Annotated in this window: 21 protein-coding genes and 1 riboswitch; of the genes, 10 read left to right on the top strand and 11 right to left on the bottom strand. The window is 58.5% G+C overall.

The features are described 5' to 3' along the window. Nucleotides 1-600 precede the first annotated feature (600 nt). Together purH and purD are read left to right on the top strand one after the other, a co-directional pair. On the top strand, nucleotides 601-2,190 hold the full coding sequence (gene purH / locus ACP3TA_RS07125) for a bifunctional phosphoribosylaminoimidazolecarboxamide formyltransferase/IMP cyclohydrolase (protein ID WP_206196511.1): 1,590 nt from the start codon (nucleotides 601-603) through the stop codon (nucleotides 2,188-2,190). Nucleotides 2,191-2,238: 48 nt separating this feature from the next. Beyond that, on the top strand, nucleotides 2,239-3,522 hold the full coding sequence (gene purD, locus ACP3TA_RS07120) for a phosphoribosylamine--glycine ligase (protein ID WP_046688074.1): 1,284 nt from the start codon (nucleotides 2,239-2,241) through the stop codon (nucleotides 3,520-3,522). 49 nt (nucleotides 3,523-3,571) lie between these two features. On the opposite strand, the gene ACP3TA_RS07115 is transcribed toward purD, so the two are convergent. From ACP3TA_RS07115 to nudC, 6 genes are all read right to left on the bottom strand, one after another. Continuing rightward, a complete protein-coding gene (locus ACP3TA_RS07115) occupies nucleotides 3,572-4,243 on the bottom strand; it encodes a DUF1481 domain-containing protein (protein ID WP_080273415.1) in 672 nt (223 codons plus the stop codon). Nucleotides 4,244-4,279: 36 nt separating this feature from the next. After that, entirely contained in the window at nucleotides 4,280-4,552 is a 273-nt protein-coding gene (gene hupA, locus ACP3TA_RS07110) for a nucleoid-associated protein HU-alpha (RefSeq protein WP_004929874.1), read from the bottom strand. 189 nt (nucleotides 4,553-4,741) lie between these two features. Beyond that, nucleotides 4,742-5,332, bottom strand: coding sequence for a YjaG family protein (locus tag ACP3TA_RS07105; RefSeq protein WP_033644369.1), 591 nt, complete (start codon nucleotides 5,330-5,332; stop codon nucleotides 4,742-4,744). Nucleotides 5,333-5,380: 48 nt separating this feature from the next. Further along, on the bottom strand, nucleotides 5,381-6,067 hold the full coding sequence (nfi, locus tag ACP3TA_RS07100; RefSeq protein WP_033644368.1) for a deoxyribonuclease V: 687 nt from the start codon (nucleotides 6,065-6,067) through the stop codon (nucleotides 5,381-5,383). Nucleotides 6,068-6,076: 9 nt separating this feature from the next. Beyond that, complete coding sequence (gene hemE, locus ACP3TA_RS07095) at nucleotides 6,077-7,141, bottom strand: uroporphyrinogen decarboxylase (protein ID WP_033644367.1); 1,065 nt, start codon at nucleotides 7,139-7,141, stop codon at nucleotides 6,077-6,079. Between the two features lie 38 nt (nucleotides 7,142-7,179). After that, entirely contained in the window at nucleotides 7,180-7,947 is a 768-nt protein-coding gene (nudC, locus tag ACP3TA_RS07090; RefSeq protein WP_060660854.1) for an NAD(+) diphosphatase, read from the bottom strand. A 101-nt stretch (nucleotides 7,948-8,048) separates the two neighbouring features. Here nudC and ACP3TA_RS07085 point away from each other — a divergent pair, with 101 nt between their 5' ends. From ACP3TA_RS07085 to ACP3TA_RS07050, 8 genes are all read left to right on the top strand, one after another. Next, nucleotides 8,049-8,552, top strand: a complete 504-nt coding sequence (locus ACP3TA_RS07085; RefSeq protein WP_019456431.1) for an Rsd/AlgQ family anti-sigma factor — start codon at nucleotides 8,049-8,051, stop codon at nucleotides 8,550-8,552. Between the two features lie 39 nt (nucleotides 8,553-8,591). Then, nucleotides 8,592-8,716: riboswitch (TPP riboswitch) on the top strand. Nucleotides 8,717-8,830: 114 nt separating this feature from the next. Then, entirely contained in the window at nucleotides 8,831-10,774 is a 1,944-nt protein-coding gene (gene thiC, locus ACP3TA_RS07080; protein WP_197776048.1) for a phosphomethylpyrimidine synthase ThiC, read from the top strand. Further along, nucleotides 10,767-11,417: a thiamine phosphate synthase gene (gene thiE, locus ACP3TA_RS07075; protein ID WP_197776049.1), complete on the top strand. Its 651-nt coding sequence runs from the start codon at nucleotides 10,767-10,769 to the stop codon at nucleotides 11,415-11,417. The genes thiC and thiE overlap by 8 nt, the downstream gene beginning before the upstream one ends. Next, a complete protein-coding gene (locus ACP3TA_RS07070) occupies nucleotides 11,410-12,159 on the top strand; it encodes a HesA/MoeB/ThiF family protein (protein WP_197776050.1) in 750 nt (249 codons plus the stop codon). The genes thiE and ACP3TA_RS07070 overlap by 8 nt, the downstream gene beginning before the upstream one ends. Then, nucleotides 12,156-12,356, top strand: a complete 201-nt coding sequence (gene thiS / locus ACP3TA_RS07065; RefSeq protein ID WP_016929423.1) for a sulfur carrier protein ThiS — start codon at nucleotides 12,156-12,158, stop codon at nucleotides 12,354-12,356. The genes ACP3TA_RS07070 and thiS overlap by 4 nt, the downstream gene beginning before the upstream one ends. A gap of 1 nt (nucleotide 12,357) precedes the next feature. Further along, on the top strand, nucleotides 12,358-13,137 hold the full coding sequence (locus tag ACP3TA_RS07060; protein WP_033652706.1) for a thiazole synthase: 780 nt from the start codon (nucleotides 12,358-12,360) through the stop codon (nucleotides 13,135-13,137). After that, the gene (thiH, locus tag ACP3TA_RS07055; protein WP_123062078.1) at nucleotides 13,137-14,270 is read left to right on the top strand and encodes a 2-iminoacetate synthase ThiH; all 1,134 of its coding nucleotides are present in this window, start codon (nucleotides 13,137-13,139) and stop codon (nucleotides 14,268-14,270) included. The genes ACP3TA_RS07060 and thiH overlap by 1 nt, the downstream gene beginning before the upstream one ends. Before the next feature lie 816 nt (nucleotides 14,271-15,086). After that, nucleotides 15,087-15,782, top strand: coding sequence for a response regulator (locus ACP3TA_RS07050; RefSeq protein ID WP_232091499.1), 696 nt, complete (start codon nucleotides 15,087-15,089; stop codon nucleotides 15,780-15,782). On the opposite strand, the gene ACP3TA_RS07045 is transcribed toward ACP3TA_RS07050, so the two are convergent. The 5 genes from ACP3TA_RS07045 to rpoB form a co-directional block, all read right to left on the bottom strand. Further along, entirely contained in the window at nucleotides 15,768-17,042 is a 1,275-nt protein-coding gene (locus tag ACP3TA_RS07045; RefSeq protein WP_206196510.1) for a sensor histidine kinase, read from the bottom strand. The genes ACP3TA_RS07050 and ACP3TA_RS07045 overlap by 15 nt on opposite strands. A gap of 1 nt (nucleotide 17,043) precedes the next feature. Beyond that, the gene (locus ACP3TA_RS07040; RefSeq protein ID WP_033644359.1) at nucleotides 17,044-17,508 is read right to left on the bottom strand and encodes an oxidoreductase; all 465 of its coding nucleotides are present in this window, start codon (nucleotides 17,506-17,508) and stop codon (nucleotides 17,044-17,046) included. Then, nucleotides 17,508-17,954, bottom strand: a complete 447-nt coding sequence (locus tag ACP3TA_RS07035) for a GNAT family N-acetyltransferase (protein ID WP_206196509.1) — start codon at nucleotides 17,952-17,954, stop codon at nucleotides 17,508-17,510. Before ACP3TA_RS07035 ends, ACP3TA_RS07040 begins: the two co-directional genes overlap by 1 nt. 168 nt (nucleotides 17,955-18,122) lie before the next feature. Next, on the bottom strand, nucleotides 18,123-22,346 hold the full coding sequence (rpoC, locus tag ACP3TA_RS07030) for a DNA-directed RNA polymerase subunit beta' (protein ID WP_033644357.1): 4,224 nt from the start codon (nucleotides 22,344-22,346) through the stop codon (nucleotides 18,123-18,125). Between the two features lie 118 nt (nucleotides 22,347-22,464). Continuing rightward, nucleotides 22,465-26,493 (bottom strand): DNA-directed RNA polymerase subunit beta, encoded by a 4,029-nt coding sequence (gene rpoB / locus ACP3TA_RS07025; RefSeq protein ID WP_004929900.1) that lies wholly within the window; start codon nucleotides 26,491-26,493, stop codon nucleotides 22,465-22,467. Nucleotides 26,494-26,659: the final 166 nt, after the last annotated feature.

The raw sequence follows: 26,659 nt of genomic DNA, 5'->3' as shown, positions 1-26,659 counted from the left end.
AAGATTTACTGCATGAATTTTACTTCAGTTAGTCACTCTTCAAGACTTGATATTTTTTTGCATCCGAAGATGCTGGATATCGTCTTGTGGAGTGCCCACACAGATTGTCTGATAAATTGTTAAAGAGCAGTGAGTTAGGCGCTTTCGCTTGCTAACTCGAGGTGGCGTATATTACGCTTTCCTCTTTCAGAGTCAACCCTAATTTTCAGGATTTTTTCTCTGCGACCCCCGGATACTCTGTGAAGTTGTTCACATGTTCCGTGTCGATGGAGGCGCATTATAGGGAGTTCCTCGCAGGCCGCAACAGGTATTTTCAGCAAAAACGATCGTTAGCTGCATTCCACAGCAAAACCCCGCTTTATACCCACTTGCACACAGTGTTATCCACAGATGCGATTTGTACGGAAAATTTACGAGCGCCACGCAAACGTTTTCGCTACAATTCCCCGCGACGAAACGATCCCCCTTTTTACGGGGGCGTTACCTGAATTTGTGCCTGTCCCTCCCTTTATAAGGCAGAAAACCGCGCTTTATAGAGAGATCGAGGTGGACATTCACGTAACGCTCTTTAATTGCGACTCAAAGCCAAGGGATAAAACCATGCAACAACCTCGTCCAATTCGCCGGGCTCTGCTCAGCGTGTCTGACAAAGCCGGTATCGTTGAATTCGCCGAAGCGCTTTCCCAGCGCGGCGTTGAACTGCTCTCCACCGGCGGCACCGCCCGCCTGCTGGCAGACGCCGGTCTGCCCGTTACCGAAGTTTCCGACTATACCGGCTTCCCGGAGATGATGGACGGACGAGTAAAGACCCTGCACCCGAAAGTTCACGGCGGTATCCTCGGCCGCCGCGGCCAGGACGACGCGGTCATGAATCAGCATGACATCCAGCCTATCGACATGGTGGTCGTCAATCTGTACCCGTTCGCCCAAACCGTGGCGCGCCCGGATTGCTCGCTGGAAGACGCGGTCGAAAATATCGATATCGGCGGCCCGACCATGGTGCGCTCCGCCGCCAAGAACCATAAAGACGTCGCCATCGTGGTGAAGAGCAGCGACTACGCCGCCATCATTACCGAGATGGACAACAACGACGGCTCGCTGCGCTATGCCACCCGCTTCGATCTCGCCATCAAGGCTTTCGAACACACCGCCACCTACGACAGTATGATCGCCAACTACTTCGGCGCGCTGGTGCCGGCGTACCACGGCGAGACCGAACAGCCGTCCGGCCGCTTCCCTCGTACCCTGAACCTCAACTACATCAAGAAGCAGGATATGCGTTACGGTGAGAACAGTCACCAGCAAGCCGCCTTCTATATAGAAGAAGAGGTAAAGGAAGCGTCCGTCGCGACCGCCGAGCAGCTGCAGGGCAAAGCGCTGTCCTATAACAACATCGCCGATACCGACGCCGCGCTGGAATGCGTGAAAGAGTTTGCCGAACCGGCCTGCGTGATCGTCAAGCACGCCAACCCTTGCGGCGTGGCGATCGGCGACGACATCCTCGCCGCCTATGAGCGCGCTTACCAAACCGACCCGACTTCCGCCTTCGGCGGCATCATCGCCTTTAACCGCGAGCTGGACGCCGCCACCGCGCAGGCGATCATCAGCCGCCAGTTCGTGGAAGTGATCATCGCGCCAAACGTCACTCAGGAAGCGCGCTCCCTGCTGGCCGCCAAACAGAACGTGCGCGTGCTGGCCTGCGGCCAGTGGCAGCAACGCGTGGCGGGGCTGGACTTCAAGCGCGTCAACGGCGGCCTGCTGGTGCAGGATCGCGATCTCGGCATGGTGACCGCCGCCGATCTGCGCGTGGTATCCGAGCGCCAACCGACCGAACAGGAACTGCGTGACGCGCTGTTCTGCTGGAAAGTGGCCAAGTTCGTGAAATCCAACGCCATCGTTTATGCACGTGACAACATGACCATCGGCATAGGCGCCGGCCAGATGAGCCGCGTTTATTCCGCCAAGATCGCCGGCATCAAAGCGAGCGACGAAGGGCTGGAAGTGAAAGGATCCGCCATGGCCTCCGACGCCTTCTTCCCGTTCCGTGACGGCATCGATGCCGCAGCTGCAGTCGGCATCACCTGCGTGATCCAGCCTGGCGGCTCGATCCGCGACGACGAAGTGATCGCCGCCGCCAACGAACACGGCATCGCGATGATCTTCACCGACATGCGTCATTTCCGCCATTAATTCCTTTTGCCGCGTGCGCTCCGGCGCACGCCATTCGTGGAGCCCCTGATGAACATTTTGATTATCGGCAACGGCGGGCGCGAACACGCGCTGGCCTGGAAAGCCGCCCAGTCTCCGCTGGCGGATAAAGTCTACGTTGCGCCGGGCAATGCCGGTACCGCGCTGGAAGCCAATCTGGAGAACGTGGCGATCGCCGCCACCGATATCCCCGCCCTGGTCGCTTTCGCCCAGAGCCATGACATCGGTCTGACCATCGTCGGGCCGGAAGCCCCGCTGGTGATTGGCGTGGTCGACGCCTTCCAGGCCGCCGGTCTGAAAATCTTCGGCCCGACGCAGGCCGCCGCGCAGCTCGAAGGCTCCAAAGCTTTCACTAAGGATTTCCTGGCGCGCCACCGCATCCCGACCGCCGAATATGAAAACTTCACCGACGTGGAGCCGGCGCTGGCCTACGTGCGCAGCAAAGGCGCGCCGATCGTCATCAAGGCCGATGGCCTGGCGGCCGGTAAAGGCGTGATCGTCGCGATGACGCTGCAGGAAGCGGAAGAGGCGGTGCGCGACATGTTGGCCGGCAACGCCTTCGGCGACGCCGGTCATCGCATCGTGGTGGAAGAGTTCCTTGACGGTGAAGAGGCCAGCTTCATCGTGATGGTCGACGGCGAGAACGTGGTGCCGATGGCCACCAGCCAGGACCACAAGCGCGTCGGCGACGGCGACACCGGCCCGAACACCGGCGGCATGGGCGCCTATTCTCCCGCACCGGTAGTGACCGACGAAATCCACCGGCGCGCCATGGACCAGGTGATCTGGCCGACGGTGCGCGGCATGGCGGCGGAAGGCAACACCTACGTCGGCTTCCTTTACGCCGGCCTGATGATCGCCGCCGACGGCCAGCCGAAGGTGATCGAATTCAACTGTCGTTTCGGCGATCCGGAAACCCAGCCGATCATGCTGCGCCTGCGTTCCGATCTGGTGGAACTGTGCCTGGCGGGCGCCGAAGGTCGCCTGAACGAGAAAACCTCCGACTGGGACGAGCGCCCCGCGCTCGGCGTGGTGCTGGCGGCCGGCGGTTATCCGGGTGACTATCGCAACGGCGAGGTGATCCAGGGGCTGCCGCAACAGGAAAGCGCCGACGGTAAGGTCTTCCATGCCGGCACGCGCCTGCAGGGCGATGACGTCGTCACCAGCGGCGGTCGCGTTCTGTGCGTGACGGCGCTGGGCGACACCGTGGCGCAGGCGCAACAACGCGCCTATCAGCTGGCGGAAGGCATCCAGTGGCCGGGCAGCTTCTGCCGCAAAGATATCGGTTATCGCGCGATTGCGCGCGGCAAGTGATTCGACCTGATAAGGTCATGACAAGAGGCTCCGCAGCGCGGGGCCTTTTTTATAGCTGGTCTTCTTTCGGTTCCCAGCTGCAGAAGTCGTCGTTTGCTACCAGCAGCAGCTCGCTGCCTTCCGGCGCTTCCAACCAGGCGACGCTCACCGGCCGGCTGCTGCTGCGGGCGCGTTTTTCGATCCAGGCGATGGCGGAGGCATCCAACCCGGGTTTTAAGCGCTGCCCGTCGCAGGTTTGCACTTCGCCCTGCAACCAACGCCCCTGCAGCAATTTGACCTTGCCGGCGCGCAGCGCATTGCTGACTTCGAGGATACGTCGCGCCTGATATTGATACAGGGCGATTTCATCGCGGGTCAACGGTTCGCGGCGTGTCGCCAGCTGGCGCTGCATAAAGCTCACCGTGCCGTCGTCGGCAAAGCGCAGTTGAATGGAATCTCGATCGCCGTCGGCGTCGTTGCGTTTGATTTGGCGCAGCACGTCGCCCTGATAGGTGTACAGCGTGGTGATGGTACCCGGTCCGCGGTAGGGACTGTAGACGCTGACCAGCACCTGCGGGCGATGTTGCTCATCGTCTTTACGCCACAGGCGTATCACGCCTTGATCGGCCACAAAGCCGCTGGCGGTAAAGCTGGGAATATCGGAATGGAAACTGCAGGCGCTCAGACCGAGGGCGATGCCGGCGGCCATGAGCACCCGACGAGTAAACAAAAGGGGCGCCATCGCCCCTCTGTTTAATCTTTTCACCGAGGCGCGGTCTTATTTAACAGCGTCTTTCAGTGCTTTGCCAGAAACGAACGCAGGCACGTTGGCTGCTGCGATTTTGATTTCTTTGCCAGTCTGTGGGTTGCGGCCAGTGCGCTCGCTACGATGGTTTACTTTGAAAGTACCGAAGCCAACCAATTGTACTGCATCACCTTCTTTCAGAGACTCAGTAATAGCAGCCAGGGTGGATTCCAGAGCCAGTTTAGCTTGTGCTTTGGAAAGGTCAGCCTTGTCCGCGATTACATCAATCAGTTGAGTCTTGTTCATAAGTTATCCTTACAGTGTGTTTATCGTTTGCAAAGCATCGAGTGCGACGGATATGCCGATTGACAGCACTCTCCTGCATACACGCACCGATAGCCACTTTTTTTACGCCCCCCAAATGTAGACCAGACAGGGTGCGGATGTGAAGCCTTAAGGCATGACAAATCAGGCGTTAAATCACGTTTTGTTGCCTTATTGCGCTAAATTTATCCCGATGTTGCTGACACCGGCCTCTCGCAGGTCGGATCGCAGCCCCTTGATCAGGTCTATATCGCGCTCTTCACAGGCGTCCAACAGGCGGAAAATTTCCCATTGAATGTCCCATTCTTCCTCTACCGCAGGCAAACTTCCCAACTCTTCGTCGGTCATTTCCCTACCGGCTTGAGTCATTTCCAACATCGCCACGGTGCGAATCGATGTTTCGCTGATGGCGATGGCGTGCTCCAGCGTCTCCCCGCCGAGCCGCGAATGGATCAGTTCCCCTAATGCGATACAGGCATCAATTGCCGGGTAAACGCCGTAAAGATCGTAATCTTCCGCCGACGGAATCGCCTCTTCCAACTTCTCGAGCTGGCTGTCGAAGTTGACCTTGGCGTCCTTCACCACCAGCGTTTCCCACACCAAATCCAGAATGCGGCGATAAATCGCCGGATCGCCGAACTCGGTCTGTTTGCAGAACATCTGGTAATTCGGGTACATACGCTCGCACAAACTGGCCATAAAGGTCAAATGTTGCCAAGCCTCGTGCCGTTCCAGACGTAAATGAATCGGGTTACGTAGCATGCTTTACTCTCTTACGCGTTATCTGCGGCGCAGTGTACCCGAAATCGCTCATGGCGACACCTCCGGATGCTGCTGCAACCAACGCTGAAACGCCGGACGGCGCGAAGCGATGGCGTCGGCCCAGCGGGTCGGCTCCGGCAAACGGTAGCCCGCCATACAGCGCTGCACCCACGCCAGCGCGCTGTCGGCGCCCACGCGGTGACCGGTAGAGATGAACAGCGGGTTGCAGCGCGCCTTGCTGCGCCATACCCAGCCCAGCTGTTCCCCCTTATCTTCCAACGGTGCCAGCGCGCCGACGGCGGCCTCCAGCGGCGCGAATTTGCCGCACAGGCGCTTCTTGGCCACGCCGATGGTCGGTACATCGACCAGCAGGCCGAAATGGCTGGCGACGCCGAGGCGCCGCGGATGTGAAATGCCATGCCCATCGACGAAGATCAGCCCCGGCTTTTGCCGCAGCTGTGCCCAGGCGGCCAACAGCGCCGGGTATTCGCGAAACGACAGGAAGCCCGGAATATAAGGCATGACGGTGGCGATGCGCGCCACCTGATATTCCACCAGCTCCAGCGACGGATAGCGCAGTATGGCGATAGCGGCACGCGTCACCGCCCCCTCCTGCTCGAAGCCCACGTCGGCGCCGGCGATGAAGGCCGGCGGTTCGGCCGGCAGATCGTCGTAGCGAATGACTTCAGCAGCGCGCCGCAGCTGTTCGGCGCGCAGGGCCTGCATATCGGTCACATCGAATCCTTAACGGTGGTATTTCGCCGACTGCGCGTGCACCGCCTCGACGAAGGCGCCGGCGTGCTCCGGCGGCACATCCTGGTGGATGCCGTGGCCCAGGTTGAACACATGACCGTTGCCGTGGCCAAAACCGGCCAGAATGGTCTCCACCTCTTCCGCGATGCGCGCCGGAGAAGCATAGAGCATCGACGGATCCATATTACCCTGCAGCGCCACTTTGTCGCCCACGCGCCGACGCGCGTCGGCGATATCGGTGGTCCAGTCCAGCCCCAGCGCATCGCAGCCGGTAGCGGCCATCGCCTCCAGCCACTGCCCGCCGCCTTTGGTAAACAGCGTCACCGGCACGCGGCGGCCGTCATTTTCACGCAGCAGGCCATCGACGATCTTGTGCATGTAGTGCAACGAGAACTCGCGGTAATCGCGCCCGGTCAGCACCCCGCCCCAGGTGTCGAACACCATCACCGACTGCGCGCCGGCCTTGATTTGGGCGTTGAGGTACAGGATCACGCTGTCCGCCAGCTTGTCCAGCAACAGGTGCAGCGTGGCCGGTTCGGCATACATCATTTTTTTCAGCTTGGTGAAGGCCTTGCTGCTCCCGCCTTCAACCATATAGGTAGCCAGCGTCCACGGGCTGCCGGAGAAGCCGATCAGCGGCACTTCGCCCTTCAGCTCGCGGCGGATGGTGCGCACCGCGTTCATCACATAGCCCAGCTCCACTTCCGGATCAAACGCCGGCAGTTTGTCGACGTCGGCACGGCAGGTGATAGGTGAGCTGAAACGCGGGCCTTCGCCGGCTTCAAAGTACAGGCCAAGCCCCATGGCGTCGGGAATGGTGAGAATGTCGGAGAACAGAATGGCGGCGTCCAGCGCATAGCGGCGCAGCGGCTGCAGCGTAACCTCACAGGCCAGCTCCGCGTTCTTGCACAGCGACATGAAATCACCGGCCTGGGCGCGGGTCGCCTTGTACTCCGGCAAATAACGACCGGCCTGGCGCATCATCCATACGGGGGTCACATCCACCGGCTGGCGCAACAGCGCGCGCAGGTAGCGATCGTTCTTCAACTCAGTCATTTATGGAGCTCCCTTAATAATCTGCCGGCCATTGTACATTATTCTTCCCGGCACAGCGCCACGGTGTCCTCAATCAACCGGCGCGCCACGGTGCCGGGCGGCGGCAACAGCGGCAGTTGGTCGTAGCGATACCAGCCTGCGTTGAGCAGCTCCTTGGGATCGTGACGAAGGTCGCCCTGATGGTAATCGGCCATAAAGGCCATCATCAGCGAGTGTGGGAACGGCCAGGGTTGTGAAGTGACGTAGCGCAGGTTCTTGATTTCGATATTGCTCTCTTCCATCACTTCGCGCGCCACCGCCTGCTCCAGCGTTTCGCCCACTTCGACGAAACCGGCCAGCACCGTGTGGATACCGCCGCGATGGCGCACGTGCTGCGCCAGCAGGATCTGATCGTCGCGCCGAATGGCGACGATCACGCAGGGCGCAATCTGCGGGTAGTACCGTTCTTTGCAGTGGCCGCAGAGGCAGGCGCTTTCGGTGCGGCTGAGATGCATCTCATGGCCGCAGTAGCCGCAATAGCGATGGGAGCGGTAGAAATCCGCCAGCTGCACGCCGCGCCCGGCAAGCTGGAACAGACCGCGATCCTGATCCAACAGCTGACGCACCGATCCCATCTCCCGCGGCATCGCCTGGCGCACCAGCCAGACCGGCGCGCCCTCCCACTCACCGATGATGCGCGCCATGTGGCCCTGCAGCCCGAGGGCGGCGGCCGTTCCTGACGGCAATTCACCGTTCGGTAACCAAAGTTTGCTTTCATGGCTGACGATCCACCAGCCGTTTTCATTGCCCGTTAATGCAAGTTCCATATCGTTGTTGCACAACCTCAGCTTCACTGGCACTCTACAAATCGGCTTTGTTACATTTTAATAACTTACCGGTTACTTTTGTTACTTACACGGAGTCAAACATGCTCAACCGTTTGGAAAGGCTGACTCAGCGCGTTGGCGGTAGTAATGAATTAGTTGATCAATGGCTTCAGGCCCGCAAGCAGTTGCTGGTCGCCTACTGCACGCTGGTAGGCCTCAAACCGAATAAAGAAAAGCATACGCCGCTGAATGAAAAAGCGCTGGAGAACTTTTGCCATAACCTGGTGGATTACCTCTCAGCAGGGCATTTTCATATCTATGACAGAATTATCAAACAAGTGGAAGGCGCAGCCAGTCCGAAAATGTCGCTGGCGGTGAACATCTACCCCAAGCTATGGGCCAATACCGAACAGATCATGGCGTTCCACGATCGCTATACCGAAGTGGATATCGATCAGGAGGTCTGTCTGGAATTCCATCAGGCCTTGTCGGATATCGGCGAAACGCTGGCGGCGCGCTTTGCGCTGGAAGATAAGCTGATCCTGTTGGAAGCGGAGGCCGCGCAGCAACCGCTGCCGGACCAGGCGCTGGATCCGGCGCGTTAAAATTTTATAGTTTTTTTTCTTATCCCTCCTATACTGGGGGGCATCTTGTCGGAGTGCCTAGCGCCTGATTTGTTCATCGAATCAGCCAGGCTGAGACCGTTAATTCGGGATCCGCGGAACCTGATCGGGCTAATACCCGCGAAGGGAACAAGAGTAATCTATCGCCACAGGCACGGCCTTCCCTTTGCGGGCGTCCAGCCTTATCGGCCACCATCATTACTCCCTCCGAGCTCCAGACAAGCAACTTTCCCAACCCAACACACTGGTAGGAACTTGCTATGTCTAACGTTAATCCACCGCGCGCCCGTAAAGCGCAACGCGAAGCCGCCCAGCAGTTTATCGACACGCTGCAAGGCATGGCTTTCCCAAACTCACGCCGCATCTACCTGCAGGGCTCGCGCCGCGATATCCAGGTGCCGATGCGCGAAATTCAGCTCAGCCCGACCCTGGTCGGCGGCAGCAAAGATAGCCCGCAGTATGAGCAGAACGAGGCGATCCCGGTATATGACACCGCGGGCCCGTACGGCGATCCGCAGGCCGAGCTCGATGTGCACGCCGGCCTGGCCAGGCTGCGCGCCGGCTGGATCGACGCGCGCGGCGATACCACGACCCTGAGCGGCGCCAGTTCCGGCTTCACCCAACAGCGTCTGGCGGACGAGGGGCTGGATCACCTGCGCTTCGAACATCTGCCGCTGCCGCGCAAGGCGTTGCCGGGCAAGTGCGTGACCCAACTGCACTATGCCCGCGCCGGCATCGTCACCCCGGAGATGGAGTTCATCGCCATCCGTGAAAACATGGGGCGCGAACGCATTCGCGGCGAGGTGCTGCGCCACCAGCATCCGGGCCAGGGCTGGGGCGCCAACCTGCCGGACAACATCACGCCGGAGTTCGTGCGCCAGGAAGTGGCCGCCGGCCGCGCCATCATTCCCGCCAACATCAATCACCCGGAGGCGGAGCCGATGATCATCGGCCGCAATTTCCTGGTGAAGGTGAACGCCAATATCGGCAACTCGGCGGTCACGTCGTCGATCGAAGAAGAGGTGGAGAAGCTGGTGTGGGCCACCCGCTGGGGCGCAGACACCGTGATGGATCTCTCCACCGGCCGCTACATTCACGAAACCCGCGAGTGGATCCTGCGCAACAGCCCGGTGCCCATCGGCACCGTGCCTATCTACCAGGCGCTGGAGAAGGTCAACGGCGTGGCGGAAAACCTCACCTGGGAGATGTTCCGCGATACGCTGCTGGAACAGGCTGAACAAGGGGTCGATTACTTCACCATCCACGCCGGCGTACTGCTGCGCTACGTGCCGATGACCGCCAAACGCCTGACCGGCATCGTGTCGCGCGGCGGCTCGATCATGGCCAAATGGTGTCTGTCGCACCATCAGGAAAACTTCCTCTATCAGCACTTCCGTGAAATCTGCGAGATCTGCGCCGCCTACGACGTTTCGCTGTCGCTCGGCGACGGCCTGCGCCCCGGTTCGATTCAGGACGCCAACGACGAGGCCCAGTTCGCCGAGCTGCATACGCTGGGCGAGCTGACCAAAATCGCCTGGGAATACGACGTACAAGTGATGATTGAAGGCCCGGGCCACGTGCCGATGCAGATGATCCGCCGCAACATGACCGAAGAGCTGGAACATTGCCACGAAGCGCCGTTCTACACCCTTGGCCCGCTGACCACCGATATCGCCCCGGGCTATGACCATTTCACCTCCGGCATCGGCGCGGCGATGATTGGCTGGTTCGGCTGCGCCATGCTGTGTTACGTCACGCCGAAAGAGCACCTCGGCCTGCCGAATAAAGAGGACGTCAAACAGGGCCTGATCACCTACAAGATCGCCGCCCACGCCGCCGATCTGGCCAAAGGCCATCCGGGCGCGCAAATTCGCGATAACGCCATGTCCAAGGCGCGTTTCGAATTCCGCTGGGAAGATCAGTTCAATCTGGCGCTCGATCCGGCCACCGCGCGCGCCTATCACGACGAAACCCTGCCGCAGGAGTCCGGCAAGGTCGCCCACTTCTGCTCGATGTGCGGACCGAAATTCTGCTCGATGAAGATTTCACAAGAGGTGCGCGACTACGCCGCCGCCCAAGAGGCCGCCAAACCGATCGAGGTGCAGCTGACCGGCATGGAGAAAATGTCCGCCGAGTTCCGCGCCCGCGGCAGCGAGCTGTATCACAGCGCCGGCAACCTGCAGGAGGAGACGAGCAATGACTGATATCACGACGCCCTTCCCGGCGACGCCCCACAAACTGGGGCTTTACCCGGTCGTCGACAGCGTGGCGTGGATCGCTCGCCTGCTGGAGGCCGGCGTTACCACGATCCAGCTGCGCATCAAGGATCTGCCGGACGAGCAGGTCGAAGAGGATATCGCCGCCGCCATCGCGCTGGGCCGGCGTTATCAGGCGCGGCTGTTCATCAACGATTACTGGCGGCTGGCGATCAGGCACGGCGCCTACGGCGTGCATCTGGGCCAGGAAGATCTCGATACCACCGATCTGGCGGCCATTCACCGCGCCGGGCTGCGGCTCGGCGTTTCCACCCATGACGATGCCGAGCTGGCGCGCGCGCTGGCGGTGAAACCCTCCTACATCGCGTTGGGGCACATCTTCCCCACCCAGACCAAAGACATGCCTTCGGCGCCGCAGGGGCTGTCGGAGTTAAAACGCCACATCGCCGGTTTGGCGGATTACCCGACGGTGGCGATCGGCGGGATCAGTATCGATCGCGTACCGGCGGTGCTGGCGTGCGGCGTCGGCAGCGTGGCGGTGGTCAGCGCCATCACCCAGGCGCCGGACTGGCGCGCGGCGACGGCCGAACTGCTGCGGCTGATCGAAGGTAAGGAGCCGAACGATGCTTAACGATCGGGAGTTCCTGCGCTACAGCCGCCAGCTGCTGCTGGAGGATGTCGGCCCGGAAGGTCAGGAAAAACTCAAGCGCGCCACGGTGCTGATCGTCGGCCTGGGGGGGCTGGGGTCCCCGGCTTCGCTGTATCTGGCCGCCGCCGGCGTCGGCACGCTGCTGCTGGCCGACGACGACACGCTGCACGTCACCAACCTGCAGCGGCAAATCCTGTACCGCAGCGCCGATACTACCACCGGCAAAGCGGCGCTGGCGCAACGCCATCTGCAGGCGTTGAACCCGTTGGTGGAGTCCATCCCGCTGGCGCAGCGGCTGCAAGGGCAAGCGCTGCGCGACGCGGTCGCCCGCGCCGATCTGGTGCTGGACTGCTGCGACAACATGGCGACCCGCCATGAGGTCAACGCCGCCTGCATCGCCGCCGCCAAGCCGCTGATCAGCGGCAGCGCAGTGGGTTTCAGCGGCCAGCTGCTGGTGCTCGAGCCGCCCTATGCGCACGGCTGCTACGCCTGCCTGTACCCGGAGCAGGAAGAACCGCAGCGCAACTGCCGCACCGCCGGGGTGCTCGGCCCGGTGGTGGGCGTGATCGGCACTCTGCAAGCGCTGGAGGCCATCAAGATGCTGGCCGGCCTTCCTTCCTCCCTCAGCGGCAAGCTGCGGCTGTTCGACGGCAAGCAGCAGAGCTGGAGCACGCTGCAGCTGAGCCGGGCCCGCGCCTGCCCGGTCTGCGGAGGCGCCGCATGAAGATCCGTCTGAACGATCAACCGCTGGAGCTGGCGCAGCCGCTCAGCGTCGCCGCCCTGCTGACCCAGCTGGAACGCCACCAGCCGGGCACCGCGCTGGCGATCAACCAAACCATCATCCCACGTGCCGACTGGGCCGACCATCAGGTGCAGGACGGTGACGACATTTTGCTGTTTCAAGCGATCGCCGGAGGCTGACATGCTGAAAATCGCCGATACCACTTTTACCTCGCGCCTGTTCACCGGCACCGGCAAGTTCGCCACCCCGGCGCTGATGTTGGAGGCGCTGGCGGCCTCCGGCTCACAGTTGGTGACCATGGCCATGAAGCGCGTCGATCTGCGCGGCGGCAACGACGCCATTTTGGCGCCGCTGCAACAGTTGGGCGTCAGGCTGTTGCCCAATACCTCCGGCGCCAAAACGGCCGCCGAAGCGGTGTTCGCCGCCCGACTGGCGCGCGAAGCGCTCGGCACCCACTGGGTGAAGCTGGAGATCCATCCCGATGTGAAATACCTGCTGCCGGATCCGATAGAAACGCTGAAGGCGGCGGAAACGCTGGTGAAAGACGGTTTTGTGGTGCTGCCCTACTGCGGCGCCGATCCGGTGCTGTGCAAACGGCTGGAAGAAGTGGGATGCGCAGCGGTGATGCCGCTCGGCGCCCCTATCGGCTCCAACCGCGGTCTGCGCACCCGTGACTTCCTCGAAATCATCATCGAGCAAGCTAAGGTGCCGGTGGTGGTAGACGCCGGCATCGGCGCGCCAAGCCACGCGCTGGAAGCGATGGAGCTGGGCGCCGACGCGGTGCTGGTGAATACCGCCATCGCCGTGGCGCGCGATCCGGTGCAGATGGCGCGGGCATTTCGCCTGGCGCTGGAGGCCGGCGAGCTGGCACGCAGCGCCGGATTAGGCTCCAGCCAGCGCGGCGCGGTCGCGTCCAGCCCGCTGACCGCTTTCCTCAGCCAGCCAGAGGAGGCGCAGTGATGACCGACGATTTCAGTAGCCGCTGGCAACAGCTGGACTGGGACGACATTACGCTGCGCATCAACGGCAAAACGGCGCGCGACGTGGAACGCGCATTGAACGCCGACAAGCTGACGCGCGACGACTTTATGGCGCTGATCTCCCCCGCGGCCGCGCCGTATCTGGAACCGTTGGCGCAACGCGCGCAGTGGCTGACCCGTCAGCGGTTCGGCAACGTCGTCAGCTTCTATGTGCCGCTGTACCTGTCCAACCTGTGCGCCAACGACTGCACCTACTGCGGCTTTTCGATGAGCAACCGCATCAAGCGCAAAACGCTGGATGCGGCGGAGATTGCGCGCGAGTGCGAAGCCATCAAGGCGCTGGGGTTCGAACATCTGTTGCTGGTCACCGGCGAACATCAGACCAAGGTCGGCATGGACTATTTCCGCCAGCACATTCCGGCGATCCGCCGCCACTTCAGCTCGCTGATGATGGAAGTGCAGCCGCTGGCACAGGAGGAATACGCCGAACTGAAAACGCTGGGCCTGGACGGCGTGCTGGTGTATCAGGAAACCTACCATCCGGCCACCTATCTGCAGCACCACCTGCGCGGCCAGAAACAGGATTTCCATTGGCGCCTGGCCACGCCGGATCGCCTGGGGCGCGCCGGGATCGACAAGATCGGCCTCGGCGCGTTAATCGGCCTGTCCCACAGCTGGCGAACCGACTGCTATCTGCTGGCGGAACACCTGTTCTACCTGCAGCAAACCTATTGGCAGAGCCGCTACTCGATCTCGTTCCCACGCCTGCGCCCCTGCGCCGGCGGCATTGAGCCCGCGTCTATCATGAGTGAGCCTCAGCTGGTGCAGCTGATCTGCGCCTTCCGGCTGTTCGCGCCGGACGTTGAGCTGTCGCTGTCTACCCGGGAGTCGCCGTACTTCCGCGATCATATGATCCCGGTGGCGATCAATAGCGTCAGCGCGGGATCCAAGACGCAACCCGGCGGCTATGCCGACGACGTACCGCCTGAGCTGGAACAGTTTGAGCCGCACGACGGCCGCACGCCGCAGCAGGTCGCCGAGGCCATCAGCAACGCCGGGCTGCAGCCAGTGTGGAAAGACTGGGACGATTATCTGGGACGCAGCGCGCAATAAGCGGCAACGTTTGCCGCCGTGCGAAGAAAACGCTGGAGCGGCCGCGCAATGCCGAACGGTGGCGCTGGCGCCGGCAAACGCGCCGATTATAGTGACGTTGCCGACCGCCAAACCCGGTGTCGGCCGGGGCCGTTACCCTCTCGATGGCCCCGCCTTATCCAACCCCGGATCGCGCACAGACGCTCTTGCGCGACTCCGGTTCCTCACCAACGGCCATCCTGGAACCTGCGCCTGAGGGCACGCACGAACAGGCGGTTTTATCGGCTCAGGTGACGGGCATGATGAGGGAATAGCGGTGTTCAGCACTCACGCAGAGTGTTTTTCAATGGAGCCCGTTGCGGCAGAGAACGGCAGAACGAGGAAAAAGTCGATGCGGAGACGAAAAGTGACTCGAGGGGTAATCCCCGATACTGCCAATGGCCCTGGTGTTGGCCGTCGCGTTTTTTTGCCGCCTGCTCCCTGCTTACAGACAAGAGCAGGCGGTTTATTTTGTGAGACTGGCAACCCCCCCAGGACGCGAATCACACAGTATGTGCGCTAATTAACCATACAAACGATTAAATGTGAATGTCTTTTGAGTGTTTTTTTATTTGATATCGAGTGTATTCTGAGTTTGCCAAGGAAAATCAAACTGATATCACCGCAACCTCCGGGGCATCATCTATAATCCAGCACGGGTCCTCGCGCAGATTTGCCACGCTCGCGGTCAACATCAAAAAAGCCAAGGTTGTCATGAAGAAAACGCCAAATTACATCGATGCAATCAGCGCGTTGCTCACTCTTAAAGGGGTTGGCGACAGAAAACATGCCTCCACGATGGCCAACATACTGAACCTTCAGTACAACAGCGCCAAGCAGAAGCTGGATGGTAAAAGGGGCATCACCCTCGACGAAGTCAGAAAGGTGTTTCAGTACTTCAACGAGCCATTCGCCGGCCAAAGAACGCATAACGGCGTTTTTATCATGAACAGCATTCACAAACGCTGTAAGGTTGAAGTCGACGAACACCCGGTGACACAGCTGGACGACGACGAAACCTACGCCTACAAAAAAGATGACCTTTTCATCATCAATATCAGCCGGGATACGCAGGCCGACGTACCGCTGTACAGAGTCAACAAGATAGACTTTCTGCCGGCGCCGCGCATCGCGATCCTGGACAACGACAGCGATATCCTCGAGCTGTTGAAGAAAATCGCCTGCCGCTACGGCATTGAGACCGAGACCTTTCAAACGGCGGATGCCATGCTGGCCGCACTTGAGCAACAGTCCTTTGAGGCGTTTATTCTGGACTGGCTGTTGGACTTCGGCGAAACCTCAGAACGCGTCGTGAAGAAAATAAAGGACACTCTCGATCCGCACGCGCGCATCATCATTCTGACCGGCCAGCTGAATCACTATGAGAAGAATATCGGCGATATGATCCTGCACTATGACGTGCACCTGGTGGAAAAACCGACCAAACCGCTGATTATCTCCTCACTGCTGTTGTCGAATTTATTCTTTAATTAGTTTGACCGGAATGCGGATGAAAAACGATGAACCAACGCCTTTGGTGGATTTGACTCTGATGGCGCCTTTCAGCGTCGTCACATAATTCTTGATAATGGTCAGCCCCAGCCCCAGCCCCTGCCGTGTTTCCCTTTCTACTCCCTGATTGAACGCCTTGTACAACCGTTCCAGATTATTAACGTTAAATCCGATGCCGTTGTCTTTGACCCATAAATACAGATTGCCGTGGCACACTTTCACGTTGAGGATGATCGCGCCGTGGTGAGTAAATTTGTCCGCGTTGCTGAGCAGATTGGCCAATATTCGGTAGAGCTTGTATTTGTCGGAGCAAATCAAACCAACATAGGATGAACGACGCACCACGATGCGATTACCGCGCCCGGCGCTGATACTGGTCATGGCATCGTCCACCACCTCATGCAGCCGAAAGGTGGAAATATTGACGTTAACCTCCCCCATTTCAAACCGCGAATAATCCATCACCTCGCGCGTTTGTTCGGCGATCTTGTTGCCGTGGTAGGAGATCAGGCGGGCTTCCTTTTTCAGCTCTTCCTGCGCCAGCTCGTGCTCCATGATATCCGCGGCGATGACGATGGCCTGCGTCGAACCGGCGATTTCATGGTAGATGGATGAGATAAAGATGTTCTTGTTCTTGATGATCTCTTTTAACGAGAAGGCGTTTCTCACCACCAGGAACATCATCAGGAACACCAAAATCAGCGATAAGACGGCGAACATCTCGGCTTTTCTCGAATTATCCTGGATGATGCCTTTAACCTCGGTGAAGTTTTTAATTTGTATCCGATAAATAATCTCCTGGATATCGACCAACGTGCCCTCGATGTCATCCATATAAGCGAGGATATCCGCCTTGCTTTTCCGCCCTGCCAGCAAACCGACGGAAAGATCGCCCAGCGTTAGGTACTGTTGCTTCAGCAGAGCGACGTTCTTGATAAATTCGTCGTCGTAATAGAAAGAGTCGCTGAAGGTGGAGCGGCTCTCCAGGATTTGGATCTTCGAGTAAAATATTTTCTTTTTGATCAGGAAAGCGTCGTAGTCGTCGTTTTCACTGAGCAGCAGCGCAGTTTTGGTTCTTTCAAACGCCAGAAACAGGATCTCGGCCACCGAGTAGTTATCCAGATTGGGTTCGATCTGCTTATAGCGCTCTTTTACGCCACCGAAGTTAATGGCAATCAGCAAAATTAATAAGGAGAAGATGGCAACCAACGCGATAAGAGTACCGATCAGTTTCTTGCTCATCTCATTTAATCTCCAGCCGTTTGACTTGCCAGACGGTTTTCGCGTTCACGTCCAGGTTATTCAGCTCGGGGTATTGATCGCGCGGATAGATAATAGCGAATGGCCCCAGCTCCCCCACGTCGATCGGCTTACCGCCGCGCAGATAGGCGACAATCACGCGATATTTAATCATCTCGTCAATCGGCATCGAATAGGAATAGTCGTCCCACGCGAAGGCGCGCACCGACTTCCCTTGCAGATGGTACGCTTTCACCAGCTCCGAAAACTCAACGCCGGTGAACGCCTCTTCCGGGGTGAAATTGGTCGAGGTTTTAATCGTGTGCGACGGCATCGCCTCCAGCATCTGTCGGGTGACATTGATCTTCTCGCCGTCCGCCGGCTTCAGGTAAAAAGAGTCAACGGCCGCGTACAACGGTGCGCTGAACAGCGAAAGCAGCAGTAACGTCATCAATCCTTTGATTTTCATTATTCACCCTCTTTGCGTTTCACCAGCTCCGCCTGACCGAACTCATCCCGCCCGACCACATCCCAACCGTGATGTTGATAAAAACCTTCGGCTTTAGAGCCGGGATCGGTGGTTAAGTGAATGGCTTCGGCGCCGTGCTCAAACATCCAGGCAGTGACGCGCGCCAGCAAGGCAGAACCCATTCCCATTGATTGGTATTCCGGCTTCACGAACAGTCCGCCGATCAACGGTTCGGGGATGAACAACCCGAATCCAACGCCGGCATAGTCCTCGCCATACTTGCAGATCCAACCACCGCCCTGGTTGATGTCTTCCAGCGCCTGCTTGCGCTGCAGATACTGGACCTGATGCGGATGCAGCAGGTTCTCTTCGACGGAAAAGCGGATCTCATACAGGTAAGGCAGGTGTTTCGCCGTCAGTTTTTCGAAGGTAATGAGGCTGTCCATGTTTCGTACTGTCCTTGGTTGTCAGGTAAAAAGCGCCGGTCAATTTCTGCTGTAACCATAGTAGCAAAGTTTGTCATAACCCGGCGCGAGGCGAAAAAAAACCGCCCCCGAGGGAGCGGTTTATCTGGCGATAGGCCCGGTGTAGCGGGCCCACGGCGCGGATGACGATTACTCGTCGTCGCTGCCGCCCAGACCTGCGTTGAGCAGTTCGGCCAGGTTCGCGGTCGCTTCTTCCGCGCTGACTTGCGGAACAACCGGCGCTTCGCCCTGAGCACGACGACGCATGCGATCCTGATGATAAGCGTAACCGGTACCGGCTGGGATCAGACGGCCCACGATGACGTTCTCTTTCAGGCCACGCAGTTCGTCGCGCTTGCCGGCTACGGCAGCTTCGGTCAGAACGCGCGTCGTTTCCTGGAACGATGCGGCGGAGATGAAGGACTCGGTCGCCAAGGAAGCCTTGGTGATACCCAGCAGATCGCGCGAGAAGGTTGCCGGGATCTTACCTTCAGCTTCCAGCTGACGGTTGGCAATCTTGACGCGAGACACTTCAGCCTGCTCGCCTTCCAGGAACTCGGAGCCACCAGCGCTAACGATAGTGCCTTTACGCAGCATCTGACGAACGATAACTTCGATGTGCTTATCGTTAATCTTAACGCCTTGCAGACGGTAAACTTCCTGCACTTCGTTGGTGATGTAGCGGGTAACCGCATGCACGCCACGCAGACGCAGAATGTCGTGCGGAGACTCTGGGCCGTCGGAGACGACGTCGCCACGTTCCACCACTTCGCCTTCGAACACGTTGAGCTGACGCCATTTCGGAATCATCTCTTCGTAAGCGTCGCTGCCGTCCAGCGGAGAGATCACCAGGCGACGTTTGCCTTTGGTCTCTTTACCGAACGAGATAATCCCGCTGATTTCAGCCAGGATTGCCGGCTCTTTCGGACGACGCGCTTCGAACAGGTCGGCAACGCGCGGCAGACCACCGGTAATATCCTTGGTACCGCCGGATTCCTGAGGAATACGCGCCAGGGTATCACCCGCACCGATCTGAATGCCGTCTTCCAGCTGAACGATCGCTTTGCCCGGCAGGAAGTATTGAGCAGGCATATCAGTACCTGGGATCAATACGTCTTCGCCCTTAGCGTCAACGATTTTCAGTGCCGGACGCAGGTCTTTACCGCTACCGGTACGCTCTGCGCTGTCCAGGACAACCAGAGAAGACAAACCGGTCAGTTCGTCGGTCTGACGAGTAATCGTCTGGCCGTCGACCATGTCGGCGAAGCGAATGAAGCCGCTGACTTCACTGATGACCGGCATGGTATGCGGATCCCAGTTAGCAACGGTTTCGCCGCCGTTAACTTCTTCACCGTCGCCTTTGCCCATCACGGCGCCGTAAGGCACCTTGTAGCTTTCTTTGGTACGGCCGAATTCGTCGATCAGTTTCAGTTCGGTGTTACGCGAGGTGATCACCAGCTTGCCTGCGGCGTTCATAACGAACTTCGCGTTGCTCAGCTTGATGCTACCCTTGTTTTTCACCTGAATGCTGGATTCAGCAGCCGCACGAGATGCCGCACCACCGATGTGGAACGTACGCATCGTCAGCTGTGTACCCGGCTCACCGATGGACTGTGCCGCGATAACGCCGATGGCTTCACCTTTGTTGATGATGTGGCCACGTGCCAGGTCGCGACCGTAGCAGTTTGCACACACACCGAAGTCGGTTTCACAGCTCACCACGGAACGGACTTTAACGCTGTCGACAGAGTTCTCTTCCAACAGGTCACACGCCTTCTCGTTCAGCAGGGTGTTGCGCGGCACCAGAATGTCCGCCGTACCCGGCTTGAGGACGTCTTCTGCCGTCACACGGCCCAGAACGCGTTCACGCAGCGGCTCTTTCACGTCGCCACCTTCGATAACCGGAGTCATCAGGATGCCGTCGTGGGTGCCACAGTCGTCTTCGGTCACCACCAGGTCCTGCGCCACGTCAACCAGACGACGGGTCAGATAACCGGAGTTCGCGGTTTTCAGTGCGGTATCCGCCAGACCTTTACGAGCACCGTGAGTGGAGATGAAGTACTGGAGTACGTTCAGACCTTCACGGAAGTTCGCGGTGATTGGCGTTTCGATGATGGAGCCGTCCGGCTTCGCCATCAGACCACGCATACCGGCCAGCTGACGAATCTGAGCGGCGGAACCACGCGCACCGGAGTCGGCCATCATAAAGATGCTGTTGAAGGAAACTTGCTGTTCCACTTCGCCGTCACGGTTAACCACGTCTTCTACCGACAGGTTTTCCATCATCGCTTTCGCAACGCGTTCGTTCGCGGCAGCCCAGATATCGATCACTTTGTTGTAGCGTTCGCCGGCGGTCACCAGACCAGACTGGAACTGCTCCTGGATCTCGGCAACTTCGGTTTCCGCTTCTTCGATGATCTCCGCCTTCTTGGCCGGGATAACCATGTCGTCGATACCTACGGAAGCGCCGGAACGGGCTGCGTAAGCAAAGCCGGTGTACATGATCTGGTCAGCAAAGATAACGGTCGGCTTCAGGCCCAGGATGCGGTAACAGGTGTTCAGCATCTTGGAGATCGCTTTCTTGCCCAAAGGCTGGTTAACGATCGCGTACGGCAGACCTTTCGGTACGATCATCCACAGGATGGCGCGGCCGATGGTGGTGTCGATGATGCTGGTCTGAGAGGTCCACTCGCCTTCGGCGTTCTTGACGTCTTCGGTGATACGCACTTTAACGCGCGCATGCAGCGACGCCAGGCCGGCGCGGTAAACACGCTCAGCTTCTTTGGAACCGTTCAGCACCATGCCTTCGCCTTTGGCGTTAACACAGTCGCGGGTCATGTAGTACAGACCCAGTACAACGTCCTGAGAAGGAACGATGATTGGCTCGCCGTTCGCTGGGGACAGGATGTTGTTGGTGGACATCATCAGCGCACGCGCTTCCAGCTGGGCTTCCAGCGTCAGCGGTACGTGAACGGCCATCTGGTCACCATCGAAGTCGGCGTTATATGCCGCACAAACCAGCGGGTGCAGCTGGATCGCTTTACCTTCGATCAGAACCGGTTCAAACGCCTGGATACCCAAACGGTGCAGGGTTGGTGCACGGTTCAGCAGTACCGGGTGTTCGCGAATCACTTCGTCCAGGATATCCCAAACGACGGCTTCTTCACGCTCAACCATTTTCTTGGCGGCTTTGATGGTGGTGGCCAGGCCACGCAGCTCCAATTTGCCGTAGATGAACGGTTTGAACAGCTCCAACGCCATCTTCTTAGGCAGACCGCACTGATGCAGACGCAGGTATGGACCTACGGTGATAACGGAACGGCCTGAGTAGTCAACGCGTTTACCGAGCAGGTTCTGACGGAAACGACCCTGCTTACCTTTGATCATGTCGGCCAAAGATTTCAGAGGGCGTTTGTTGGAACCGGTGATCGCACGACCGCGACGGCCGTTATCCAGCAGGGCGTCTACCGCTTCTTGCAGCATACGCTTTTCGTTGCGCACGATGATGTCCGGCGCAGCCAGATCCAGCAGGCGTTTCAGACGGTTGTTACGGTTGATCACGCGGCGATACAGATCGTTCAGATCCGACGTCGCGAAACGACCGCCATCCAGCGGAACCAGCGGGCGCAGATCCGGCGGCAGTACCGGCAGCACGGTCAGGATCATCCACTCCGGCTTGTTACCGGACTGTACGAACGCTTCCAGCAGCTTGATACGCTTGGTCAGCTTCTTGCGCTTGGTTTCGGAGTTGGTTTCGTTCAGCTCTTCACGCAGCTGCTCGCACTCGGCTTCCAGATCCATGTTTTTCAACAGGGCCTGAATGGCTTCCGCACCCATCTTGGCGTCGAATTCGTCACCGAACTCTTCCAGCGCGTCCAGATACTGCTCTTCGGTCAGGATCTGACGACGCTCGAGGTTGGTCATACCGCCTTCGACCACCACATAGGATTCGAAGTACAGTACGCGTTCGATGTCACGCAGCGGCATATCCAGCAGCAAACCGATGCGGGATGGCAGCGATTTCAGGAACCAGATGTGCGCAGTCGGGGAAGCCAGCTCGATGTGGCCCATGCGCTCACGACGCACTTTGGTCTGGGTCACTTCAACGCCGCACTTCTCACAGATCACGCCGCGGTGTTTCAAGCGCTTGTACTTACCGCACAGGCACTCGTAATCTTTTACCGGCCCGAAGATACGGGCGCAGAAAAGGCCGTCACGCTCTGGTTTGAACGTACGGTAGTTAATGGTTTCCGGCTTCTTAACTTCACCGAACGACCACGAACGGATCATGTCTGGCGAGGCCAGAGCAATCTTGATCGCATCAAACTCTTCGGTCTTAGTTTGCGCTTTCAGAAACTTCAATAAGTCTTTCACGGATTGGCTCCTGTCGGAGTTAAACCTGTTGGGCACCCACAACCGCAGTAGGTACCCGTGTGACCTGAACAACCACCCTCAGGCTCCCTTAGGCGGGGAGCCTGAGCCGGAATGACGATTACTCGTCTTCCAGTTCGATGTTGATGCCGAGCGAGCGGATTTCTTTCAACAGTACGTTGAAGGATTCCGGCATGCCTGGCTCCATCCGGTGATCGCCATCCACGATGTTTTTGTACATCTTGGTACGGCCGTTAACGTCATCCGACTTAACGGTGAGCATTTCCTGCAGGGTATAAGCCGCGCCGTATGCTTCCAGTGCCCACACTTCCATCTCACCGAAGCGTTGACCACCGAACTGCGCTTTACCACCCAGAGGCTGCTGAGTAACCAAGCTGTAAGAACCGGTTGAACGGGCGTGCATTTTATCGTCAACCAAGTGGTTCAGTTTCAGCATGTACATATAGCCGACAGTAACCTGGCGCTCGAATTGCTCACCGGTACGGCCATCGAACAGCGTGATCTGACCGGAGGTCGGGATACCGCCCATTTCCAGCAGCTTCTTGATTTCAGTCTCTTTCGCACCGTCAAACACCGGCGTTGCGATCGGCATACCTTTTTTCAGGTTCTCTGCCAGACGCAGCACTTCGTCGTCGCTGAAGGTGTTCAGGTCAACTTTCTGGCAAACATCGTCGCCCAGATCGTAGGCCTTCTGGATGAACTCACGCAGCTTGGCCACTTCCTGCTGCTGCTTCAGCATCTGGTTGATCTTCTCACCGATGCCTTTCGCAGCCATACCCAGGTGGGTTTCCAGGATCTGACCGATGTTCATACGTGATGGTACGCCCAGCGGGTTCAGTACGATGTCTACCGGCGTGCCGTTTTCATCGTAAGGCATATCTTCGATCGGGTTGATCTTGGAGATAACACCCTTGTTACCGTGGCGGCCCGCCATCTTGTCACCCGGTTGGATCTGACGTTTAACGGCCAGATAAACCTTGACGATTTTCAGTACGCCCGGCGCCAGATCGTCGCCCTGAGTGATCTTACGACGCTTGGCTTCCAGCTTCTTCTCGAAGTCGGATTTCAGTTCGTCATACTGCTCAGCCAGCTGCTCCAGCTGGTTTTGCTTCTCTTCGTCGGTCAGGCCCAGTTCCAGCCAGCGATCGCGCGGCAGCTTGCTCAGCTTGTCGGCTTCGATGCCACCGGCAACCAGTACCGCGTGGATACGCGCAAACAGGCCGGCTTCCAGGATCTGCAGTTCTTCAGTCAGGTCTTTCTTCGCCTGCTTCAGCTGCATCTCTTCGATTTCCAACGCGCGCTTGTCTTTTTCCACGCCATCGCGGGTGAAGACCTGCACGTCGATAACCGTACCGGAAACGCCGTTCGGCACACGCAGAGAAGAGTCTTTAACGTCAGACGCTTTCTCACCGAAGATCGCACGCAGCAGTTTCTCTTCCGGCGTCAGCTGGGTTTCGCCTTTAGGCGTTACCTTACCGACCAGGATGTCGCCGCCGGTCACTTCAGCACCGATATACACGATACCGGACTCATCCAGCTTGGAGAGCGCCGCTTCACCCACGTTAGGGATGTCGGCGGTGATCTCTTCAGGCCCCAGCTTGGTGTCGCGAGACACGCACGCCAGTTCCTGGATGTGGATGGTGGTGAAGCGATCTTCCTGCACCACGCGCTCGGAGACCAAGATGGAGTCTTCGAAGTTGTAGCCGTTCCAAGGCATGAACGCTACGCGCATGTTCTGGCCCAGCGCCAGTTCGCCCAGGTCTGTCGATGGGCCATCCGCCAGCACGTCGCCGCGCTCGATTGGCTCACCCAGATTCACACACGGCATCTGGTTGATGCAGGTGTTCTGGTTAGAACGGGTGTACTTGGTCAGGTTGTAAATATCGATACCTGCTTCGCCCGGGTACATCTCGTCTTCGTTAACTTTGATAACGATACGGGAAGCATCCACGTACTGGATCACACCGCCGCGTTTGGCAACGGCGGTTACGCCGGAGTCAACCGCTACAGCGCGTTCCATACCGGTACCGACCAGCGGCTTATCGGCGCGCAGGGTTGGTACGGCCTGACGTTGCATGTTCGCACCCATCAATGCACGGTTGGCGTCATCGTGTTCCAGGAATGGAATCAGTGAAGCACCAACGGAAACAACCTGCTGGGTGGATACGTCCATGTAGTCAACCTGGTCGCGGCTGAACAGGCTTGATTCGCCTTTGCTGCGGCAGGTGACCAGGTCTTCTACGAAGCGGCCTTCTTCATCCAGGTTGGAGTTCGCCTGGGCGATAACGAAGTTGCCTTCTTCAATAGCAGACAGGTAGTTGATTTCATCGGTCACCACGCCGTCACGCACGCGGCGGTACGGGGTTTCCAGGAAGCCATACTCGTTAGTCTGTGCGTACACGGACAGGGAGTTGATCAGACCGATGTTTGGACCTTCCGGCGTTTCGATTGGGCACACGCGGCCGTAGTGGGTCGGGTGTACGTCTCGAACTTCAAAGCCGGCGCGCTCACGGGTCAGACCGCCCGGGCCCAGTGCGGAGATACGACGCTTGTGCGTGATCTCGGACAGCGGGTTGTTCTGGTCCATGAACTGGGACAGCTGGCTGGAGCCGAAGAACTCTTTCACCGCCGCCGAAATCGGTTTGGCGTTGATCATGTCCTGAGGCATCAGGGTATCCAGATCGCCCAGAGACAGACGCTCTTTCACCGCACGCTCAACACGCACCAGACCTACGCGGAACTGGTTCTCGGCCATTTCGCCGACGGAGCGGATACGACGGTTGCCCAAGTGGTCGATATCGTCCACTTCGCCCTTGCCGTTACGGATATCGATGAGCTTCTTCATCACTTCGATGATGTCGTCTTTGCTCAGGATGCCCGAACCTTCGATCTCGTCGCGCAGCAGAGAACGGTTGAACTTCATACGGCCAACCGCGGACAGATCGTAGCGGTCTTCGGAGAAGAACAGGTTCTCGAACAGGCTTTCGGCAGCTTCGCGCGTTGGCGGCTCACCAGGGCGCATCATGCGATAGATTTCTACCAGCGAGCTCAGACGATCGTTGGTCGGATCGACACGCAGCGTTTCAGAGATGTACGCGCCGTGGTCCAGATCGTTGGTGAACAGCGTTTCGATGCGCTTGTGGCCGGACTGGCTCAGCTTGGCCAGCAGATCCAGCGACAGCTCCATGTTGGCTGCGCAGATCAGTTCGCCGGTATTGGTATCGATATAGTCTTTCGCGACCACTTTGCCCGCGATGTACTCTACCGGTACTTCAATGCTCTGAATGTCGTCTTTTTCCAGCTGGCGGATATGACGAGCGGTGATGCGACGGCCTTTCTCTACGTAGATCTTGCCGTTGGCTTCGATATCGAACGAAGCGGTCTCACCACGCAGGCGCTCTGGCACCAGCTCCATCTGCAGCTTGTTGTCGCGGATTTCGAAGACGATCTTGTCAAAGAACAGGTCGAGGATCTGTTCAGTGGTGTAGTTCAGCGCGCGCAGAATGATGGTCGCAGGCAGTTTGCGGCGACGGTCAATACGCACGAACAGGTTGTCTTTCGGATCGAACTCGAAGTCCAACCATGAACCGCGGTAAGGGATGATGCGTGCGTTGTACAGCACTTTACCCGAGGAGTGGGTTTTACCCTTATCGCTGTCGAAGAATACGCCAGGACTGCGGTGCAACTGAGATACGATAACCCTCTCAGTACCGTTGATCACAAAGGTGCCGTTTTCGGTCATGAGCGGAATTTCGCCCATGTAGACTTCTTGTTCCTTGATGTCTTTGACCGTACCTTCAGGCGCTTCGCGCTCATAGATAACCAGGCGCAGTTTTACGCGCAGCGGTGCAGAGAACGTCACACCACGGATCTGGCACTCTTTGACGTCGAAGACCGGCTCACCAAGACGGTAGCTAACGTATTGCAGCTCCGAATTGCCACTGTAGCTCTGGATAGGGAAAACAGAACGGAATGCGGCTTCAAGGCCGTACTGCCCTTCTGGATCTTGCTCGATAAACTTCTGGAACGAGTCAAGCTGGATAGAAAGGAGATATGGTATGTCCAGCACTTGTGGACGTTTACCAAAATCCTTACGAATACGTTTTTTCTCGGTATAGGAGTAAACCATAGGGTTCCTCAGCTCGCTGATCAGTGACCCAATCTGTCCGTCCGATTAGGGACAGTTCATGCAACACCGTTTTGTCGACCGGAAAGCGGGAACACTTTCCGCAATATCTCTTGCTATCACGCTTAAACCATTTCATCGCGCCTTCCCCCAGAACTCCTGGTAGTGC

Source organism: Serratia sp. 2C06, assembly GCF_050037615.1.
GTDB lineage: Bacteria > Pseudomonadota > Gammaproteobacteria > Enterobacterales > Enterobacteriaceae > Serratia > Serratia ureilytica.
Note: the sequence above shows the minus strand (reverse complement) of the source record. Positions and strands in the feature narration are given on the sequence as shown.